The 19,265-nt window shown below is 45.7% G+C and carries 15 protein-coding genes; 3 read left to right on the top strand and 12 right to left on the bottom strand.

Going from position 1 to position 19,265, the window contains the following annotated elements; all coding sequences use genetic code 11:
• Positions 1–3: 3 nt before the first annotated feature.
• The 8 genes from RDK53_RS05870 to RDK53_RS05835 are packed head-to-tail and all read right to left on the bottom strand — an operon-like array spanning position 4 to position 9,446.
• Positions 4–1,119, bottom strand: a complete 1,116-nt coding sequence (locus RDK53_RS05870) for a hypothetical protein (protein ID WP_308513711.1) — start codon at positions 1,117–1,119, stop codon at positions 4–6.
• Entirely contained in the window at positions 1,106–2,974 is a 1,869-nt protein-coding gene (locus RDK53_RS05865) for a DNA topoisomerase 3 (protein ID WP_308513710.1), read from the bottom strand. The genes RDK53_RS05870 and RDK53_RS05865 overlap by 14 nt, the downstream gene beginning before the upstream one ends.
• A 5-nt stretch (positions 2,975–2,979) precedes the next feature.
• Positions 2,980–4,062, bottom strand: coding sequence for a zincin-like metallopeptidase domain-containing protein (locus tag RDK53_RS05860; RefSeq protein ID WP_308513709.1), 1,083 nt, complete (start codon positions 4,060–4,062; stop codon positions 2,980–2,982).
• On the bottom strand, positions 4,059–4,289 hold the full coding sequence (locus RDK53_RS05855) for a hypothetical protein (RefSeq protein WP_308513708.1): 231 nt from the start codon (positions 4,287–4,289) through the stop codon (positions 4,059–4,061). Before RDK53_RS05855 ends, RDK53_RS05860 begins: the two co-directional genes overlap by 4 nt.
• A gap of 55 nt (positions 4,290–4,344) precedes the next feature.
• Positions 4,345–4,773: a hypothetical protein gene (locus RDK53_RS05850; protein WP_308513707.1), complete on the bottom strand. Its 429-nt coding sequence runs from the start codon at positions 4,771–4,773 to the stop codon at positions 4,345–4,347.
• Between the two features lie 33 nt (positions 4,774–4,806).
• Positions 4,807–7,362 (bottom strand): type IV secretory system conjugative DNA transfer family protein, encoded by a 2,556-nt coding sequence (locus RDK53_RS05845; RefSeq protein WP_308513706.1) that lies wholly within the window; start codon positions 7,360–7,362, stop codon positions 4,807–4,809.
• Positions 7,349–8,425, bottom strand: a complete 1,077-nt coding sequence (gene virB11, locus RDK53_RS05840; protein ID WP_308513705.1) for a P-type DNA transfer ATPase VirB11 — start codon at positions 8,423–8,425, stop codon at positions 7,349–7,351. The genes RDK53_RS05845 and virB11 overlap by 14 nt, the downstream gene beginning before the upstream one ends.
• The gene (locus tag RDK53_RS05835) at positions 8,409–9,446 is read right to left on the bottom strand and encodes a hypothetical protein (RefSeq protein ID WP_308513704.1); all 1,038 of its coding nucleotides are present in this window, start codon (positions 9,444–9,446) and stop codon (positions 8,409–8,411) included. The genes virB11 and RDK53_RS05835 overlap by 17 nt, the downstream gene beginning before the upstream one ends.
• Before the next feature lie 368 nt (positions 9,447–9,814).
• Between RDK53_RS05835 and RDK53_RS05830 the strand changes: the two genes are divergently transcribed.
• Positions 9,815–10,126: a hypothetical protein gene (locus RDK53_RS05830; RefSeq protein WP_308513703.1), complete on the top strand. Its 312-nt coding sequence runs from the start codon at positions 9,815–9,817 to the stop codon at positions 10,124–10,126.
• A gap of 341 nt (positions 10,127–10,467) precedes the next feature.
• On the opposite strand, the gene RDK53_RS05825 is transcribed toward RDK53_RS05830, so the two are convergent.
• Entirely contained in the window at positions 10,468–11,451 is a 984-nt protein-coding gene (locus RDK53_RS05825) for a LysR substrate-binding domain-containing protein (RefSeq protein ID WP_308513702.1), read from the bottom strand.
• A 136-nt stretch (positions 11,452–11,587) separates the two neighbouring features.
• On the opposite strand from RDK53_RS05825, the gene RDK53_RS05820 reads away from it, so the two are divergent.
• Positions 11,588–13,099: an argininosuccinate lyase gene (locus tag RDK53_RS05820; protein WP_308513701.1), complete on the top strand. Its 1,512-nt coding sequence runs from the start codon at positions 11,588–11,590 to the stop codon at positions 13,097–13,099.
• Positions 13,100–13,228: 129 nt separating this feature from the next.
• Here RDK53_RS05820 and RDK53_RS05815 read toward each other — a convergent pair whose 3' ends face one another.
• Genes RDK53_RS05815 through RDK53_RS05805 form a run of 3 tightly spaced genes read right to left on the bottom strand, consistent with a single transcriptional unit; the run spans position 13,229 to position 18,026 of the window.
• On the bottom strand, positions 13,229–16,243 hold the full coding sequence (locus tag RDK53_RS05815) for an LPD1 domain-containing protein (protein ID WP_308513700.1): 3,015 nt from the start codon (positions 16,241–16,243) through the stop codon (positions 13,229–13,231).
• Between the two features lies 1 nt (position 16,244).
• On the bottom strand, positions 16,245–16,772 hold the full coding sequence (locus RDK53_RS05810) for a hypothetical protein (RefSeq protein WP_308513699.1): 528 nt from the start codon (positions 16,770–16,772) through the stop codon (positions 16,245–16,247).
• A 15-nt stretch (positions 16,773–16,787) separates the two neighbouring features.
• Positions 16,788–18,026: a hypothetical protein gene (locus tag RDK53_RS05805; protein ID WP_308513698.1), complete on the bottom strand. Its 1,239-nt coding sequence runs from the start codon at positions 18,024–18,026 to the stop codon at positions 16,788–16,790.
• A 597-nt stretch (positions 18,027–18,623) separates the two neighbouring features.
• Here RDK53_RS05805 and RDK53_RS05800 point away from each other — a divergent pair.
• Positions 18,624–19,166 (top strand): PBECR4 domain-containing protein, encoded by a 543-nt coding sequence (locus tag RDK53_RS05800; protein WP_308513697.1) that lies wholly within the window; start codon positions 18,624–18,626, stop codon positions 19,164–19,166.
• The last annotated feature ends 99 nt before the right edge of the window (positions 19,167–19,265 follow it).

The raw sequence follows: 19,265 nt of genomic DNA, 5'->3' as shown, positions 1-19,265 counted from the left end.
AGCCTATCGTTCCGGTTTTTGTGAACCTTTTTTCAGCCGTTTACGCATGGCTTGCATCCGCTTGATTTGCTGTTGTTTAGCCTCGTTAAGCTGACGCAATGTTTTCTGCTCAGCGCTTTCAACAGGTTCGAGCTTTGAGTAATAATTCTGCATTTTTCTACCGAGGTGCTGCTCCTCGGCATAGGGAGAATCAAGAAGTTTTTTCGAAGCTTGTTCAGCTAAATAAGCTACAGTCTTTCGTGTTTTTTTGGTTTTTTGAATGGACGGAGAGTCCGGTATTGCTTTTCCCTCCTTGAACGCCGAATGAACCTTTTCAACCAGAGCTTGCTGCCGTTTCAAAAGTTCACGTTTTTTAGCGATTGCATAGACTCGAGCTCGATCCTGTTCAGACATTCGGCGATTATTTAAAACATGGTGTTCTGCTTGAGAAATTCCCTGCTGCGTCTTTCCTCTTGACCACCTCCGGGTTGCATTGGCCTCGATGCCGCACTTGAGGAGACAAGCGGCAAAATGCTCACGCATTGCCGCCAGCTCGTCGTTTGCCAGATGAATTCTTTTGCCCTCTCTGTTTTTTGTACGAAGAAGAACGTGACAGTGAGGCTGAGTAGTTTTTTTATCATTCCCGGGCAAATGAAAAGCCAGCAGATAGTCGTATCCGTCAAGCATATCCTTTGCCCATTGACTGCAAGCTTTTTTGAATTTTTCTTCGTCTGTTCCTGCGGGCATTGAAAGAATGACTCTTCTTGCGTGGCCTCTTTTGGATGTTCCGTCGCCCATTTCTGACAACAGCTTCCATTCATAGAGAACTTTTCGATATTCCGCTTTGCCCTGCAAACTGTTTTCGCTCTGGTCGATTAGTTCAATCTCACCGTTTCGCGCAATGTAGTCGGCTGCTTTGATCGTGTGTAGATAACTTTTTATGTTTGCTTGTCCGAACCGAAACATGACCTCGGCACGCTTATCCACAACACCTTCGGCTTTAACTTTGGAGCTGAGAGCAGAAAATCTGAAGGCCGCAGTGTTTGAAACTTTTTCATATCCTTTGAAAATGCGTGCTTTTCGGGCACGCATCGGATCGGGAAAAAGATCGTCAAGAAACGGATTCTTATTGGAGGCCATTATTGATTGCCTTTGCTTTATTGATTTCCTGCAAAATGAATTTTTGCTGGCTCTCAATAAAGGAATTCAAAGTGCTTTTGCCGGACTCCACGTCCCTAAGTTTTCTTTCAAAGACAGCTGTGAGGATAGGGTTGCGGACGAGTTCCGGTACGAGCTTCAGCAATTCAATCCCGTCTGAAGAGGCGCAGATTTTTTTGCCTTTCGTCTCCAAATAACCTTTTCTTTTCAGTTCGCTGATAATCGCAGCTCTGGTCGCCGGTGTGCCGATCCCGTCACCCTCTTTTAAATATTTTTTGTATTCCGGGTTGTCCACTACGGTATGAATTTTTTCCATAGCTGCAATCAGCGTGCCTTCGGTGAAATACGCAGGCGGCTTGGTAAGTTCGTTTTTCGTTTCAGTTTTTAGGACTTTTAAAATATCGCCGCTTTTTACTGAAGGAAGAATCTGGTCGGACTCGGTTTTATCGTTAGCCGGGTCGGTTTGATTTTGGTAAACGACTTTCCATCCGAGGCTGGTAACGGTTTTTCCTTTACCGATGAACGTCTCACCGCCTAGGTCTAAGTCGATAGAGCAAGAATTAAATTGATGAACTGGGAAAAATTGAGCCAAATATCGGCGTCCGATCAACTCATAAATCTTTTGTTCCTTATCGCTTAGAGCTGCCCAGTCAACAGGCAGCTGCGTCGGAATAATTCCGTGGTGAGCAGTTATCTTCTTATCGTTCCAAGTTTGAGACTTAACAGTCGGATCGGCTTTTAAGACTAACTCCTTCAGTTTGGGGCAAGTTTTCGCAATGGCTGCAAGGACTTTAGGCGCGTCACTAAACTGAGATTCCGGCAAGTATTGACAATCGCTTCTGGGATAGCTTGCGGCTTTATGTATTTCATACAGACTTTGACAGGTATCCAGTGTTTCCTGAGCAGAAAAACCGTATTTGTTACTTGCCTCAAGCTGAATGTCCGCCAGCGAAAATACCCGGGGCTGTGCCAGCCTTTTCGGCACGGTTTCCGTCTTTCTGACAACCGCCGTTTTTATCGGTTTGAGCTTGTCTGACAAACTCTTTGCGACTGCCGGATTCACCAGTCGGCCTTCAGAGTCCAAACCTTTCTGAACGTCCGACGGTTTCCAGAGCGCTGTAAAACTGCCGCGCCCGGAGGAAACTTCAGCTTTTAAAACAAAATAAGGGACAGCCTTAAAATTTTTAATTGTTTTGTCTCTTTCGGCTACTAAGGCAAGCGTAGGAGTTTGGACGCGCCCCACGGCAATGAGTTTCCTTTCCTTAGCTCCGTGAGTAAGCGTTAAAACCCGGGTCAGATTCATTCCCAGCAGCCAATCGGCTCTGGATCGGCCGAGCGCTGCAAGCTTCATTCCCTGAAATTGGCTATTCGGCTTAAGAGATTTCAAGCCTTTTTTAATGGACGCCGGATCTTGTGCGGAAACCCAAAAACGACTGACGGGTTTTCGGCATTTGTAAAACTCCAAGATCTCATCAACAAGGAGCTGACCCTCTCTGTCCGGGTCGCCGCAATTAACAATGCTGTCGCATTTACCCAAAAGTAATTTTATTGTTTTGAGCTGAGCCTTGACGCCTCTGTCCGGTTTTACGTTGAGTTTCCATACTGAAGGGAAGATCGGCAAATCCTGCATACGCCAAATTTTTCCGCCTTTCTTGGTGACTGGAACGTCATCAGGTGTGTAAGCATCGGGGCCCGCCTGTTCCAAAAGGTGGCCGAAGCACCAAGTGACGGTATTGCCGCCGTTGCATTCGTTAAAACCGGCTCCCTTTTTTACAATTCCCAACTCTGCACAAATAGCTTTGGCAACAGAGGGTTTTTCCGCAATCCATAATTGCATAGCGACTACCTTTCAATATCAATGGTTCTGATTTTTTGTGATGGTTTTTGAAATTGGTACGGATTGGATAACGGCTGCGTCAGATAATTCAGCATCGAACTCTGAATATATTTCTGTTGATAATTGGGTAAATCCTTGTAAGTCTGTAGAGCTGCTGTCTGAAGGGCGGCCTTAGCTTCTTTGTTGTCCGGACTTTTATCTTTCTTTACCGGAGGCTCTGCTGTCAGTCCTAAAGATTTATCAATGCCGAATAAATAATCCTTTATTTTTTCTGCGTCTGCGCACGCCCGGAATAATTCTTTAGGGTCTTTTTTAAGAACATCGATCCAGTTGTTGACGTATGCAGCGCTGTTCTGGGCCTTGTGTTTGATGCCTAAACCGCCGCACACCATCATTGAAGATATTTCTGCCCTAAGTTCTTCTCTTGCATAATCCGGAGTACCGAACTTATTCAGTATCGGTCTGTTCAGACGTGAACTGTGGCCTGTCCAATGACCGAGTTCATGCAGCGCCGTTGCATAAAAACCTTCGGCATCTTTGAATTGAGTTCTCAACGGAAGAACGATTTTGTCCAAGGCCGGAACATAGTAGGACTGATTTTGTTTGATTTCTTCGATCTTGGCGCCTGACTTGTCAAGAATACGTTCTGCAGCTTCCAACGGAGTCCATTTGTGTACCGATGTCTCAAATTTCTTGAGATTCAGATTTTCACATTGCTCGGAATTAAAAACGACAAACGGACAGGGAATGAGGCGTTCTACCGTTTTATCCTCATCTTTTTCGTCCTTTTCCACTAAGTGTTTCCAGAAGATGCACTTGGTGCCGTGTTCTCCCTTTTTTACTTTCCCGCCGAGCTCCTGTACCTGACGAAACGTGAGCCAACGATTGTCTCCGTACCCTTGACTCATTCTGACAGCCATCAGCAGCAGCGCATTGGTACCCCGGTAAGGAGCATCGGTAACGGCACTGACAGGCACGACATTGGCTGCGTTATCCCAGTCCTTCTGCCACGGTGCCGTTCCTTTTTTCATCTCTTCAATGAAGTAATCGGCGACGGATCGAACGTATGCATTGTATTTTTCGTTCATAGCCGCTCCCCGTTATTGGAAAAGCTCGGTCGTGTGAAACAATCCAGTGCGAAATCTTCAAAGAGCTTGTCCTTATCCTCTTCGCGCAAAGAAGTCTCTTCACAAGCGCCGTAGTCCTCGGCTTCCTTTTTACTCGTGGAAAAATTTTTGGCGGCTTTGTCTTCGCAAAATTTCCTGATGAGAATATTTACGGTTAGTTTTATGGTTTCTCGGTTGGTTGTTTTCATGATTGATCCTCGGAACCGTCTGCAAGCGCGGACGGTCTGTCATGTTCGGAGCGTTTTAACGTTCGGCTTCCTGCTCTTTAGCTTTAGGACGCGAGTAATCAATCTTTAAACCGGGCTGATTGAGCGATACCGCAATTCCTTTAGCGGTTAAGATGTTTTCCTGCATCTGTTTACCGTTCTTCCCGGTAAATTCACGAGTTGAGACATCCCCGCGCACTTCGAGCATCATTCCTACTTTGATGCCCGCAGCCATTCTTTTTGCCGAGCTTTCTTTGCCGTAGTAACGGACACTGAAAAACTCCGTCCCGTCTATGTCCTGTTGAAAGGAGCCGTCCTGCTGCTTCACGAAATGAGGCTTATAGGCTTTAAACTCCAAGACGGAAGTTTCTTTACCGGCATTAGGGCCGGATTTGGGAACGATTTGCGAAACCGTTGGTTCTTTGAAAACAACGACGGTATTACTGAAGGCTTTGTATTCAGTCATTTTTTCTCCTTTAAGAGTTGCTGCCCGCTTTTGTTAGGAAATTTTTCTTCGCGAAGCAAGCGGATTCTTCGCGACTTTCCGATAAGCGTTTCTAATTTTTTGTACGTGTCTGAAGTATTCTTTTTGTTTGTCTCCTTCGTTCTTGGACGTCGGAATCTCTTTGCCGGTGGCCTCGTCTTTTTGTTCCGGCTCGATAGATTCCTGCGCAGTCGTTTCAGGAATCTTTTGTTCCTTCAGATGCAACTTGATTTGTGAAATCAAAGAGGCCGCAAAGTCCGCACAGCGTTTTTCGTCCCAGTCGGCAGTGACATCTGCTGTGATGTTGGCAGTAATGTCCGTAACGTTTTGCGCCGCCGCAGAAGTCTCTTCCGGCTCCGTGTCCTGCTCGGTTATTTCACTTAAATGCGTTTCTTCTATGTCCGCGTGTATGGCAATGGATTCAACCTTGTTTTCCGAATCGGAATCATCGGAAAATTCTTCAAGAGAAGCCAAAAGTGCGGAATCGGATTCTTCCGAGCTTTCGGAGGTTTCGTCTTCAGTGCTGCTTTCCGAGGTTGGGCTGACGTCTGCTTTTTCTTCCGTTAAGTCGGACAAAATCTGCCGGGCGTTTTCGGTGCCGGGTGCTGCGGCACTATTCATTTGACGCAGAACGTCGGTCTGAGCCGATGCAGAAGCCGCGCTGATCCCATCAAGAGCCTCAAAATTGGAAATCGACTTTTTGACAATCTCGTTGGAGATCAGATTTTCAATGTAGCAATTAACCTGATCTTCGGACCACTGGTTGTCAGGTACCGATTTCATATCGTCCGGCAGTTCGGTATTACCGGTGACAATACGGCTTGCTGCATTCGTTTCATTTAAGTCTGATGCTGAGGCGGTTTTTATCCGCTGCTCCATTTGTGCAACGAAAAGTTCAACGTCCTGCTGCGGAATCTCTGGAACCGCCCAATTCGCTCTTTGCCTAAAAGCGGGGTCGATGTAATACTTAATCTTCTGACAGAAAATGGGTTTAGTATTTTCGAGCGTTACTATTTCATTGTCTTTGCCGAGCTCCCGGATTTCCTGCGGAAGCATCAGGGCACGCTTCTGATCGGATTCACTGGTGGAGTTGCCGCCCTTACTGTGGGACTTGGACTTCGATTTAACGGTCTCATATCCCAGCATTTCCGAATATTCATTCGCATCCGATTGGGTGGCCGGGCTCGGGGCATACATAATCATCAAAGCATGGTTCGAAAGAAGCGTCACGGCTCCTGCTTTGCCGTAAACATCCTCAAGCTGCGACTTGTTTTGAATGATGGTCAAGAGTCTCATGTTGTAACCGGCCATATAAGAAACGGCCTGTTTAATCATGTTCACTGTGCCGATGGACGTCATCTCGTCCAAAAGAACAAGGCATTGGTACTTGAGCGTTTTGTCCTGAGACGGCAGTTTCCGGGTATTCAGGTTTAAGAGCTGATCGAAGAAGAGGTTGATGAGCACCCGGGCGTCTTTTAGTTTTGTCGGCTCGATCTTGAAATAAATGCTCATCCTTTTGCGTCGGACTTCTTTTAAATCGAAGTCCGAAGCGCTCGTTGCCAAATCTACTTTCGGATTCTGGAACGATAAAAGCGCTGTATTGAACGTGGCGATAATACCGGCAAGCGTATTGTCCGAGTTGCTCAATACTCGGTTGAGCGCATCAACGCAGTTGTTTGAGTAGGGATGCCCGGCATCCTGAGCTTCTTTTAATTTTCCTAAGAGATGTTCTTTTACCGGTTTTCCTTTGCCGGACGCCTGTCTGAGAATTTCTCCCAGAGTATGGGGCAGTCCGGGTGTTTCCAGAACGAACAGAGTTACGCCGCGAAAAAAGTCTTTGGCATTTTCACTCCAAAACTTGTCGTTGTTGTTTTCACCCGAATAAAGCGCCTGACCGATGGCATCAATGTCGCCGAGCCGTTCGGCAGGGCTGCTGCTGATGTAATCCAGCGGGTTGTAGCGATGGGTTTTTTCGTCATCCGCATAAGGCGAAAACAAATAGACTTCCTGTCCGCACGCTTTTCTGAAACCTGACGTGATATCAAAGTTTTCACCTTTAATATCGAGAACGACCAGAGAATCGGAATAGTTGAGGCAATTCGGAACAACAATACCGACGCCCTTACCGCTTCGGGTAGGCGCAGCAAGCAGAACAAACTGGTATCCGGCATAGGTCAGATAGTTGTTTTTGTACTTTCCGACCAGAATGGTTTTATCAAGACCGCCCGGAGGATCAATCAGGCCGGATTGTCTCACTTCGCCAAGATTGGCAAATCTTGCCGCCCCGTGCAGAGCACGTTTGTCTCGATTAATCACGATTGCAATGCCGACACCGACCAGCGCAATCCACGGCAGAAAAAGGCACCCGTGAACGGCAAGGCGCACCGCTTTGTCGGGAGCGTGGCGGTACATCATAAAGTATTGGATGATCGTCCACGGGCGGCACGCTTCCAGCGGAAGATTGAAAATCCGCATGAATACGAAACTGCTGATAAAAAGAATGACCAGCGCGCAAAGCAGGGCTGCGATAACAACAAAGAGGATTTTCAGAAGCGTCTTAGAGGCTTTCATTCTTTGTCTCCTCAGTATGAGGGTTGAAGAAAAGCTCAGTGATATGACGTCCGAAAGTTCTGTTTCGGTGGACGTGAACTATCACGTCAATGACCTGATGCAAAAGCTGCTGAATAACCGCATAAGGCAGCTCGCGTCCCGTTGAAGACTGAAGAACTTTGAGCGCCAAATAGTCAAAGACCTGTCCGCAGCTTCCGGCGTGGCAGCTTGTAATTGAACCTGAATGCCCGGAAAGGCACACATTCAGAAAGTCGAAAGTCTCTCCCCCGCGCAGCTCGGCAAGCAGAATACGGTCGGGCTTCATTCTGAGACACGAACGCATGAGGCTTGCAGCGGTTACCGTTGATTTATCCGTTGCTTCAGACGGGTAGAAGAGGTTGACTTGGTTTTCGTGCTTTGGGAGTCCGTAAAGAAGCTCAGGTACGTCTTCAATCGTAATAATTCTCTGATCCGTCGGAATATGCTGCATCAAAGCTTTCATAAACGTAGTCTTACCTGAACCGGTTTCTCCGGCAATAACTATTGTTTTGCCGGTTTCCACGCAGCGCTTTAAAAATTCTGCCCGGAGAAGGTTGAGGGCATCCGGCGTTTTAGTGTCGTCAAAAGCCTCCTCGTAAAGCGCAGATAACTCTTCGTTTATCGGGTTAAGAGAGTCTTTGGGGCGGATGTGCGAGAAATATCCGTTCTGAATGTAAGAATCCAGTCCGATAACGTGCTTCGAGATTTTTCTGACCGTAAGGCTGATGGTCCCGTTCTTGCACGCCGGAGGCATCACGAACTGGGCACGTTCACCGTCCGGGAGTTCCACGGAGAGCACCGGATGAGCGGAGTCGAGCATTTTATTCTCTCCTCCGTAAACAGCGCAGACGTTTCCGAGCTTGGCAAGGTAATCGTAGGTGAAATTTTTGTCTTCATAGCATCGCCACCCGGAGGACTCCTCAACCCACACGAAGCCGGGGCGATTCACGGCAATTTCCGTTATATCGCTGCGGTCAAGATACTTTTGCAGTCCTTTTTGGAGTTGCACACGAACCGTCAGGTCTTTTTCAACGGGAGAGCTCATTGGTTCCTCCCAAAATTCGATTTTGCAGGGTTTTAATAAAGTTTTTCAAAAGAACGTTCTTATCGAAATCTTTGCTAAGAAGTATTTTTTTCAAACTTTGAAAATCAATGGAAAGCTGATCCGAGGATTTCCAGAATGGTTCAGATACTTTCTCAATTTGAATGTAAATTTCTTTTTTTGCCGAATCCGATACGGCAATTCCATTCTTTCTTTGCAAACCGGTAAGAAGATCCGTCAATTTGGAGGCTACATACTTTCTTCTGACCAAACTCTGATAAACACCGTCGGAGCCGTATTCTTCTGTGTCAACTGCCTCAAAATATGCCTTTCCGTCAGCGCGGATGTAAGAGTGTAAAAGTTGTTCAATAGTGATATTTTCTTTAATTTCTTTTAAAATATGAGCGTGGCATCCGTTGGTTGGTTGACCGGTTTTTTGCAAGAGGTTTTTTTCAGGAAACACTTGGGCCGGGGGTTCCCAGACGGATGCCTTGTTTTTATCTACTTCTTTTATTTCAACACCGTCTATTGAGTGAACCATTTTTCTTTCATGATCGGTTTCAACATAATCTCTGACGGTCAGCTCAACTCGGAACAATCTGTTCTCAACCAAGGCTCCGGCGGCAAAAATATGGATAGCCTGCACTTGAGTATTGTCATGAAGAATGTCACCGTGGGATTCAATTAGGACAGACTTTTGTGCTAAATCTCGTGCCTGAGAATAAATACACCTTACAATCGGAGAGTCGATGTCTTTTCTGAATAATGTTTTCTTAGCGTCACTTCTAGAGCTTTGCAATAAGAAACCTGTGTCCTGATTGACTACGCCATTTCCCAGTGCATCGACCAGTTTATTGATAGCGTCTTTTTTATTGGAAATCGGATCGGTTTCAGAGAGCCGGATGATTTGGATTTTCTCAGAAACAGCAAACCTTGTAGGTCCGAATTTCCACGAATTTTCTAAAAGGCACGAACGCTTCGCCGGGGTTGTATCGTCTTCCGCCAAATTGGGATTTGAAGTCATTATGTTGAACCGAGCAAATGTTTTGGCGGGACACTTGCAGACTCACCCGTTTATTGTAGCAAAAACGGCAATACGGGAACTTACAGCTGCTGATTCAGGTATGATCCGAAATTGCCTAAGGACTCGTGCGTGTTTTCCGGGTTGGATTCGGTTTGTTTTTTCCGACCGGCTGGGGTCAAGAGTTTGGTGTAACCGAAGCATCAAGGTCAGGAGACAATCATGCACCTGACTCCTTGGCACCGAATAAATCGGCGGAACGCAAGCTAATCCCAAGTTTGAGTAGTACCCAGCGCAAGCGGGGATGAACCGGCTCCGGCTTTTACTAGCCCTCAAGACTTAAAATATTATTTATAGAGAGGGAGGTTTAAATGTTAGGCATTTTTGGTGGAGGTTCCGGTCTGACTCCTGCTCAAATGGCGGGAGCCTACGAAGTGTGCAAAAGCGGGAGAAATAGGACTGGTTCCGGCGACGGTCTCAGTCTCACGATGATGTTGCTTATCCCGTGGTGGCCTCCGTTTTTAGAAAAGGATGACGGCTGGCTTTTAGCATTCTGTAAGCTAACACCCTTTCTTGCGGTCTACTGCTTGCAGCTTGTCCTTCTTCTCTTCTGGTGGGCCTTTCTGCTTTTATGCCTTTCTCCGATCCTTTTGTTTATCTATTGCTGCCTGTTCTACTTGTAATCTGCTTGTTTATTCCGGCCACACCTTTCTATGAGGCGTTCGTTGGTCGGTTGACCGGTTTTACAACGTGCTGAGCCTTTAGCCTTTTAGCTCTAGCAACCTCTTGGGCCGGGTGTTCCCGGACGGACGCCCAGTCTTGTTTGTTCTTTTAATCTTTTGACTGTTGATTTTGTAGATGCCGTAAACCTTCACACAGCAAACCATAGCGAAAAAGTAAATTCATAAATTTGAAATAAAGCCATCAAACAGGGGCTTCTTAGCCGAGCCGTTTGGCTAAGCGGCTAGACCACTTCTGAAAAAAAAAAGAAGCATATAGAAGCAAATATTTAGCCGGGGTTATTCTAAGGTGTTGAATCAAGAATTTCTTCAATGAACACGTCGTTCAGACAATTTCGCAAAGAATCCTCGGCTTTTTGGAGCATTTCGGACCAAGCCGTCGCGTACCATTTCATAAAAATGCGTATTTTTGGATCTTTCCATTTATTTTCTGATGTTACGATCCATAGTGGTTCAGAATTCCGGTGCCACCCGTCTAAAACCGGTACCAAATGACCTAGTTTAATTTCTTTTGCGCAGTGGCCTACCGGTAAGTCTACGATTAAGGCCTCTCCTTGAAGAACAATATGCTTAAGAAATAAAACATCAGTCGAAGTAACTGTTTTGCCGTAGGTCACTATTCTTTTTTCTTTGGCTTTCTGTAGGTATTCTGTACGGGCTCTAGAAGCTCCGCAAAAAACAGCACAGAAATGTTGTGAGAGCTCTGAAGGATGATGTGGATAACCAAATTTTTTTATGTAGGAGGGAGAAGCAAGTGCAAAATATTTCGCCCGTCCTCTCGGAATCGCTTCCAATCCGCTTAGCTCTAAATTACCGGTGAATGTCGAAACATCGCATGTCCCGTTTAGGACTTTATTGAGATTAGGTCCTATTTCTGTCTGAAATTCGATTCCTTTATGCTGGGTTGAAAATTCCATCAGCAAGCGATGGGTATTCTGGCTACCGAGAGAACCAGCAGCGACTGCAAAACGGATCTGGCCGGAGAGGCTGGAGTGATAATCTTTAGCTGTCTCAAAGCGGTGTTGTAGTTTCCTGTGGCTCTCACATAATGTTCGGATTTCCGGCAAAAAATTGACTGCTGCTGAGGTAAGACGAATTGGTCTATTCGTCGAAAGCAACTTCACACCCCATGTATTTTCAATGGTACGAATTCTTCGGATGAGCGCAGCAAGACTGATCTCATTCTCATGAGCGATTTGATTGAGTTGTCTCCCTTCCGATAAGCAAAGAAGAGTCTGCCAAGTCTCAATATCATTGAAGGGGTTCACAAGAAATCCAAATTAAGAAAAAACAAAACATATTAATTATTTTCATATTATCCCCACCCAATTTTAAAAAATGAAAATTAGCGACAAGATTTTTTTTTGGATAGTTATATTCAAACTGTTACTTTCAGGAGGAATTATGAAATTAAGAAAATCTTTCGCAATTGTTTTTTGCGCTTTATTTTCATTAGCCGCAAACGCAGCAGAACGAGATGAATTCTTTTGGCTTGGCGAAATGAATAAGGCTACTGCTGTAATTAACAGTGAAGAAGGTTTACTGGATAAAGCCGTGACACCGAAAATAGCCAGAGGCATCGAAGAGGTTATAACAAACGGGAGTAAACCCGGCGCAAAACGTCCGAAGAAAGTTATCGCTTTCGAGCCGCTCCTTATCAAAGCTGCCGGAATGGATGTCACCATGCTTCATATCGGAAGATCGAGCCAAGATATGCACGCTACCTATCGCGCAGCCATTTTAAGAGATGAAGCTCTGGAACTGATGGTTTCTTTGAGCAATACGATGCAGTCTCTGCTTAACCTTGCAGAGAAAAATAAAAATACGATTGTTCCAAATTACACAAATGGCGTTGCGGCTCAACCTAACAGTTACGCACATTATCTTCTTGGTTTGCTTTCTGCCTTCAGAAGAGACGCAGAAAGAATTGAAAATTTTTATGATCGCTTAAATTACTGTGCTATGGGTACTACTGTACTTAACGGCACAAGTTGGCCGCTAAATCGTGAAAGAATGGCTCATTACTTGGGTTTTAAAGCTCCGGTTGAAAATGCCTATGACGCGGGCCAGTTTAAGTCCAACGATGACGCAGTCGAGTTCTCTTCAATTTTAACGAGCATTGCACTTCACGTTGGAACCTTTATACAGGACTTGAGTGTGCAGTACGCTCAGCCAAGGCCGTGGATATTACTGCAAGAGGGTGGAGAGAATACTTATGTTTCATCGGCAATGCCACAGAAACGTAATCCGGGACTGATGATCCGTACCCGTACAAACGCTAGTCGTGTCATTTCGGATGCGCAACAGGCTGTTTGGCTTGCGCACAATATCATTCCGGGTATGAGCGATGCTCGTAATGTTGAAGACACATCCGGCCGAGTGAAAGAAACCCTTGCTATGTTAAGTCAGGTTAGGCGAGTAATCGCTGCTTTAAAAATCAATCCCGAACGTGCTTTGGAAGAGTTGAATTCGGACTGGACTGCTAGTCAGGAAGTAGCTGACGTTTTCATGCGTGACTATAAATTACCTTTTAGAGTAGGCCACCATATTGCAAGTGAAATTGTTAGTTACGCCAAAGCGAACGGTATTAAGCCGGCAGATTTTCCCTATTCTGAGGTAAAACGAATCTATGCTGAAGTAATTAAGAAGGAATACCCGCAAGGTAATCCACTGTGTCCAATGCCCGAAAGTCAATTTAAGGATACGTTGAATCCCGTCAAAATTATTCAAAATCGCAAAACTACAGGGGGTCCGCAACCGGCCGAACTTAATAAGAATCTTGCAAGTATGGAGAAATCCATTCAGTCTCAGCTTAATTGGGCAAAAGACAACGTTGCCACAATATCAAATGCGTTGCAAAAACTAGATGGTGACTTCCAAAAAATTCTCCCAAAAGAGGAGGCTAAAAAAAACTGACAGATCATTAGATCTTAATCGATAGGTGTCAATCACTCTGTTAAAACATCCCCGCAGTGTAGATCCTCGCAGCGGGGATGTTGCATAGAGCCCTTTAGGTCAGCTGTTTTCAGGTGTATGTTTTTCCCCCTATCTCTCAGGTTCTTTTGTCTTTTTCGCTTTCGGAACTTCCGGCAGCGGTTTTCCGGCTTGTTCCAGCTCGGTAAACCGTTTGTAGAGTCCCTTGATTTCAGCTTCAGCATCCGAAAGCTTTGAATACTTAGACGACAAAGCCTGAACGTGCTTTGCAAGAATCTCGCGGCCCTTCGGACTTAGTTCAAGCTCCTGCGGCATCTTCGAGATTTCTTTGACGTTCGATTTGGCTATCGTCGCGAGATCGAGCGCTGAGAGCTTACTGGTATCTCTGACGCCGTGCTCGACCAACCAGACGTTGACTGTAGATTTAACGTCGTTAAACCATCGGACGACAGCCGGAGCTCGGGCCTGAGCTTTTGCCGCTTCTTCGACAAGATATCCGCAGACTTCTTCCCGGTAATCAAAGGAACTGCGGGAGATTCTGCTTTCCTGAAGACGGTTTTCAACTGTCTTCATCAGAGTGTCTTCAGTTTTTAATCCTGTTTCATAGAGATTTACAGCCGTATCAATCAGCTTCCGGGTCTTTGCTCTTAGAGTGGAATCGGCAGCCATGTGAATGCCGACCTCATGCAGCATCACCGCGCAAGCGGTCTCCGGTTTGAGGTTGTCGGCAATGAGAAATGTCCGGTGATTTACTTTGTCGTGGAATCCGAGAATCCGTGTCGGATCTTGCGGTAGCGCAATAGTCGAGAATCCCTGTTTTTTCTCCTGTTCTATCGAAGCAACGGTCAGTGCTTCGTACTCCGTTTGCGCCAAGTAAAAGCGGTTGTTGTTGACGAGATTAACGAGACCTTCTTTTCCGAACGCTTTAATTAAGGCCTCTCGGATCTCGGCCTTGGGTGTCTTCGGACTTTCCTGATTGGCCTTGGAAAAAAGAGCCACGCCTTTATCCGTTTCTTTGGTTTTAATAACCTTGAAAATTCTCTTGAATCCGTTCGTTACTTTCTCAACGTCTTTTCCGTCTAAGTAAGGATAAAAACCTTCTTTGCCGAGAGCTTTTTCAGTGTAGGCACCGTTTGTAAGGAAGTCGTTTGTTATGCCGATTTCCTTGCAGCGCAGCTCGACAAAACCCTCAAAGCTGCGGGCGGCTTCCTCAGCTTTGGAATGCCAATAGTCGCTCTTGCGCGTCATACGTTTGTGCATATCGCTGTCTCGGATGGCATTGATGGTTTCGGCCCATGCATCATGCAGCGGGAAGCGGATAACATTGTTTTGGCCGACTTCTTTAACGTTAATGTCTTTTCGGGTGAACTCAAACATCATCTTCTTGTTGGCTGAGTTCGAGCGCTCCTGATAATTCACTTCAATGCTGAAGGAATCGGTATCACCTTGAGCGCATTTAATCGCGGCGTCAAAGTTTTTTGAATCGTTTTTGATTAAATACTCCATTTGAGCCGGAATCCATTTTGCAGAACGGTATACCGATTCGGCACGCTTGAAGATTTCTCTTTTTGCGTCTTCCGTAAGCTGAACGGTGATCGAAGAGTCTACCTGTTGACTCAAGTAGCGCCTTTCCGGGTCTTGAATTTCTTTGTAATTTGTTCTCATCAAATAGTGATCGAGCGCATGAAACCACTCATGCGCAAGGCTTGAGTAGCCTTTGGTTTTGGTGAGATTGATAACGCGATTCGCCACTTCATAATGCGCCGAAGCTGCTCCGTGACCGCGAGAGCCGAAGGCAAGCCCTAAACCACCGTCCAAAGCAACGGCCTTCGGAGGAATGTCCAATATCTTTGAGAGATCCATGAGGGAGTCATAAGCATTGTTGAGCATCCATTGCCGTTCGCGCCCGTTTTTGCCTTGTTTGACCCAGTTCCCGAACTCAACGCCTCTGAATCCGAAGGTCTCTTGGAACATTTCCGGCGTTGCGTCTTTACCTTGACGGTAATCCGGCCCCACTCGATCTCTGATCGGGTTTCCGCTTCTCCAATCCTTTTCGCTTCTCGAAAATTCTTCTCTGAAAGCCCGGTATTTTCCTTCCAGCTCCCCTCTGTGTTCATTAACATACTTCCAGAAAGCGTCATCGGATTCAAAAGCAATCTTGTCAGTAAGCTGAAACTCAATCGAGCCGGATTTGCCGTACACCTCGTAAGTATGAGTCTTACTGATACCGCGTCCGTAGAGCTTTACGGGTAATTCAGGTTTGGGCTTGGATTCCAGAGTTTTTTCGGCTTGGCCCGGTGCTTTAAGCAGTTTTCCGAAAGTTGCATTAAGCTGCTTTTCAATATTTGCCTCAAATTCTTTCTCGCTGTTGCCGACTGCTATCGCATAGTAGGGATAAAGTTTACCGTCGGAGTTTTTTAAACATAAATGTTCGCTGTCCATGCTTCCCGGAAAAGTGCATTGGAAGCGGTAAGAATTGATGTCGGAACCATCCGAGAGTTCGAGGTTATTCCATCGACACATATTGGCTGCGTCTCCGATGCTTTTTGCACTGATAAAAGGCCAATACTTCGGAGAAATGTGGGAGAAGATTTCATATTTATCCCGTGCTTCATAAAAACGATCAAAGGCTTCGACTTCTGCTTCCGGGGCAAGTTTTCCGGTTACAACCTGACGATGCAGGGCAATAGCGGTCGAAGCAATGTACTTATAACGCCCGTATTTGCTGGAACTTTTCGGGGGGCGCCGTCCGTTCAATGAAGCTCTGACAATCCAAAGACAAGCCGCTGCTTTTGGGTTTTGTTTGTGCAGATCGAAAACGGCCTCTTTAGGCCAGACTCTATCCAGCGACTCTGTAGCCAGTCGTTCTTCAATCTCATCCTGAGATGCAGTGAGAAATTGATAAGGGTCGCCTTTTTTGTGAACCGACCTTCCTTTTCTCGTGTTGTTAAGGTCTTCTCCGAAATCCTCGAGTTTACGGCTGCCGTCTTTATTTAATTGAAATTTCAAAATGTCTGTGTCTTTGAATGCAGTTGATTTAGCCTTGTTCTCAGACTGCTTGAGCTTTTCCGGGGCAGGAGGAGCAAAAAAGTCAAATTCAAGCTGTTCCGGCAATAATCGGGCCATGCTATCTCTCCATGTCGTTCTTGTTAGGTTTGTTGAGATTTGAATCAATGGCGCGTTCCTCGGGCTTTAAAACAATTCCCCGGCGTTCTGCGTCCACAAAAACATCGGCGAGTTTTGCCCTGAAGATTTCTTTCATGCGCGGATGCTCTTTAAATTCGGGACGCGAAACATGGGATTCATAGACCTGCTTAAAGGTTTCAGCGTTTTCCGAGGAAAGCTCCGATAATTTCTCATCGGTTTCTCTCCGCTGCTCTTCTTCCCGGACGGCCTCTTTATTGATAAAAGTGGCCTTAGTCACCGCTGCTTGCATACCGCAGATACGGCATTCACCGAAGTCCGGTGAATCGAGCATTGCCTCCGAACAATCGACGTATGACCATTTATCGAGGAAGTCATCAATTTTTTTCAGTTCATCCGCAGACAAACCGTCTGCGCATTCCGGCCCATTGACGATGTAGGGAATGTAGGCCGTGTTGATATAAAAATCGTTGCTGAAGTTGTCAATTTGTTCTTTAAAACTGATTGCCATCTTCTCCTCCTGTTCTTATTGTTTTTCCCGGTCGCGGGCGGGCTGCTTGACCTGAATGATCGTTTGATTTCTGCTCGGCGCGTCCATTGAATATTCATTAAGTCCGACGGTAATACCTTTTTTTTGGGCCGCTACAAAGACACTGAGAAGTTGTTTTTCCAGCGCCTTTTGCAATCTAGGGTGCTTTTGAAGTTCTTCGGTCGCAACATAAGCTTCAAACAGGACGTCGAATACCTTTCTGTTTTCCGGTGTTAAAACTGCTTTGGACTGGTTGCGCTCGGTCTCAATGGCCTTCCATCGCTCTTCGGCTTTTTCCCGGATGCTCCGCTCCAAAACATCCGCCATACTGAGGTCCTTCTCTTTTACCTGAAGTTTGATTTCTTTTTTCGGTTCTTCAAGCAGCCGCAGCGTTTGTTCTACCGGAGCCGTGACACTTTCTCTCCAGAAAAGTTCATCCTCTTTAGCGCCTTGAAAAACTTTCTCCTGAGATAATTTCTCTGGAAGTTCTTCCAGAGCATCTTTAATGTCCTCCTTGTCGTCCACGTTTAATTGAGAAAGATCGAATACGCCGCTCCATGTTTTTGTTTGTTCGTTCCAGTTTCCGAATGATTTCACCGGCTCTCCGACTTCGTGGAGGTGAAATCTCAAAGAGCCGTAATAACACACCTCATTTCTGCGAAACTCCGGAGCGCAGTAATATTTGTCATCTTCAATTTCTCCGTTTTTCCTATTGAGAAATGCGCCGAACTTTGTTATCAGAGCCGAGTCCAGCTGATCAATTCTGCCCGGTTCCCCTTTTGGATCAAGCACAAAAGACGTAGGCGTTATCTGGGTCAAATAATCCATTTCCTCTTCATCAAGCGGGTTCTCCCATGGAATGTTGTCGTACTCGATATCAACGCCGAAAAGAGGTTTGACCTCCTTCCCGGACTTACAGTCTTGGAGGTACTCGGTGCGCCATTGGTTCTGTCTTGCTTCATCTAAATCGTGCTCAAGCGCATCAATCTTTTTGATCGTTTCCTTCATCACCGCCAGTGCCGTGACGCATTCGGTTTCTTTTTCTCCGCCGAAAGGTTTGCAAATTTGAGTTTCCAGCGGATTCTCAAATCTCAGCACCTCATACTCGGCGAGAAACTTTTCGGCTGCCTTAGCGTCCAGCGGACGGACGTCCGTGCCGGGGTCGATCAGCTGCTGCATGAGTCGCTTTTCAATAACGACCGGTTCCGCATATTCGATTTTTTCTTCGTAGTTCATTTTGTTTAACCTTTAACGTTCGAGATCTTGGGATTTCTTCTTAGGTCGTCCTTGTGCCGCAAATCGAGCCGGATACCTGCTTTTTCGGTTGCTTTGAATTTTTCTTCCAGCCGACTTTTACGGCAGAAAAGAGGAGTTTTTTAGAATAGGGAAATGACAGGGTGACCTGCGGGGCTTCCCGACAGGCATGAAGCCCGGCTGCATTAAAGAAGTTCATAACGCTTTAATCAAAAAATCTTGGCGGGACTTCTTGTGCAGACGTTTACGAACTGATCGTTAAACTTGATCTTGTTAATTATTTCACGTTTTTAGCGGACTTGTTGGAAGAATCGGTTTGCTGCTTAATCTCTGAAACGCACAAGGCCGATCCTTACGGAAATTGACGGGTGTCAAACGTATGGATAAAATACATACAAAGTAGTAAGTCTGCAACGAGTGTGCAGATTTGGTTATGAGGTGCTTGAGGGTGCTAAGAAGCCTTGAAGCACGGAGCCTTCGGGAAGGGTTCGGTGACGTTACCTCAACTTAGCTAGGCTGAAAGCCGAAATAAAACACCATCAAGGCCCGCACTGTGCGGGTCTTATTTTTAGCGCGATTATGGACCCGCTTTGTCAAATTGCAAATAGTTTTCTGCACCTGACTCGTTTTTCTTACAGATTTGTATTAGGGAAGAAGGGGCGCAAAGTGGACATAGATCTTCGCTTCGACCGTGGACATTTTCACCATCTTGCCGGATTCCAGTACCTTCGGGATATTGACTTCATCAGAACAGCAGAAAGAGAGGCTGTATTTCTTGCAGTTCTGGAAGAAAGAATAACAATGGCTTTGTTGGAAAAGAGTCCGAATTTTCAAAAGATCTTGCCTAGACTGACCGTTCTTAATAATTTGGAAAATTACTTGGATAGTGATCAATTGATATTTCGCTACCTTGAAGAAAAAAGTTTTTCAAAAATCAAAGCCGACTATCTTCTGGAGAATCATCTTAACGACTCCGTGTCTTACCTCTTTATTGCAAAAAACAATAATTGCTTTGTGGGGATCTCTCTGTTTGAGAAAGGAGCTCAGAATTATTCAAAAGGAATGCCCAAGTACACAATCCTTGAAAAAGAGAAAATCGAGCTGAAATATAACGAGGATTAACGACGCCTCATCTACATATTGAGCAAAACGGCCCACGGATTGCCCTGAAATTTTGCGCTTCTAGATCTTCATTATTTTAAAAATCCTCAATTAAACAAA

The organism is uncultured Turicimonas sp. (assembly GCF_902477955.1).
Lineage (GTDB): Bacteria > Pseudomonadota > Gammaproteobacteria > Burkholderiales > Burkholderiaceae_F > Turicimonas.
The sequence above is the reverse complement of the archived record's forward strand: the minus strand, read 5'-3'. Positions and strand labels throughout refer to the sequence as shown.

Bases quoted from the DNA above. Each gene is read 5' to 3' on its own strand.
- RDK53_RS05855 (WP_308513708.1), bottom strand. From the start codon at position 4,289: ATGAAAACAACCAACCGAGAAACCATAAAACTAACCGTAAATATTCTC.
- RDK53_RS05860 (WP_308513709.1), bottom strand. From the start codon at position 4,062: ATGAACGAAAAATACAATGCATACGTTCGATCCGTCGCCGATTACTTC.
- RDK53_RS05850 (WP_308513707.1), bottom strand. From the start codon at position 4,773: ATGACTGAATACAAAGCCTTCAGTAATACCGTCGTTGTTTTCAAAGAA.
- RDK53_RS05870 (WP_308513711.1), bottom strand. From the start codon at position 1,119: ATGGCCTCCAATAAGAATCCGTTTCTTGACGATCTTTTTCCCGATCCG.
- RDK53_RS05815 (WP_308513700.1), bottom strand. From the start codon at position 16,243: ATGGCCCGATTATTGCCGGAACAGCTTGAATTTGACTTTTTTGCTCCT.
- RDK53_RS05845 (WP_308513706.1), bottom strand. From the start codon at position 7,362: ATGAAAGCCTCTAAGACGCTTCTGAAAATCCTCTTTGTTGTTATCGCA.
- virB11 (WP_308513705.1), bottom strand. From the start codon at position 8,425: ATGAGCTCTCCCGTTGAAAAAGACCTGACGGTTCGTGTGCAACTCCAA.
- RDK53_RS05865 (WP_308513710.1), bottom strand. From the start codon at position 2,974: ATGCAATTATGGATTGCGGAAAAACCCTCTGTTGCCAAAGCTATTTGT.
- RDK53_RS05800 (WP_308513697.1), top strand. From the start codon at position 18,624: ATGGACCCGCTTTGTCAAATTGCAAATAGTTTTCTGCACCTGACTCGT.
- RDK53_RS05820 (WP_308513701.1), top strand. From the start codon at position 11,588: ATGAAATTAAGAAAATCTTTCGCAATTGTTTTTTGCGCTTTATTTTCA.
- RDK53_RS05830 (WP_308513703.1), top strand. From the start codon at position 9,815: ATGTTAGGCATTTTTGGTGGAGGTTCCGGTCTGACTCCTGCTCAAATG.
- RDK53_RS05835 (WP_308513704.1), bottom strand. From the start codon at position 9,446: ATGACTTCAAATCCCAATTTGGCGGAAGACGATACAACCCCGGCGAAG.
- RDK53_RS05805 (WP_308513698.1), bottom strand. From the start codon at position 18,026: ATGAACTACGAAGAAAAAATCGAATATGCGGAACCGGTCGTTATTGAA.
- RDK53_RS05810 (WP_308513699.1), bottom strand. From the start codon at position 16,772: ATGGCAATCAGTTTTAAAGAACAAATTGACAACTTCAGCAACGATTTT.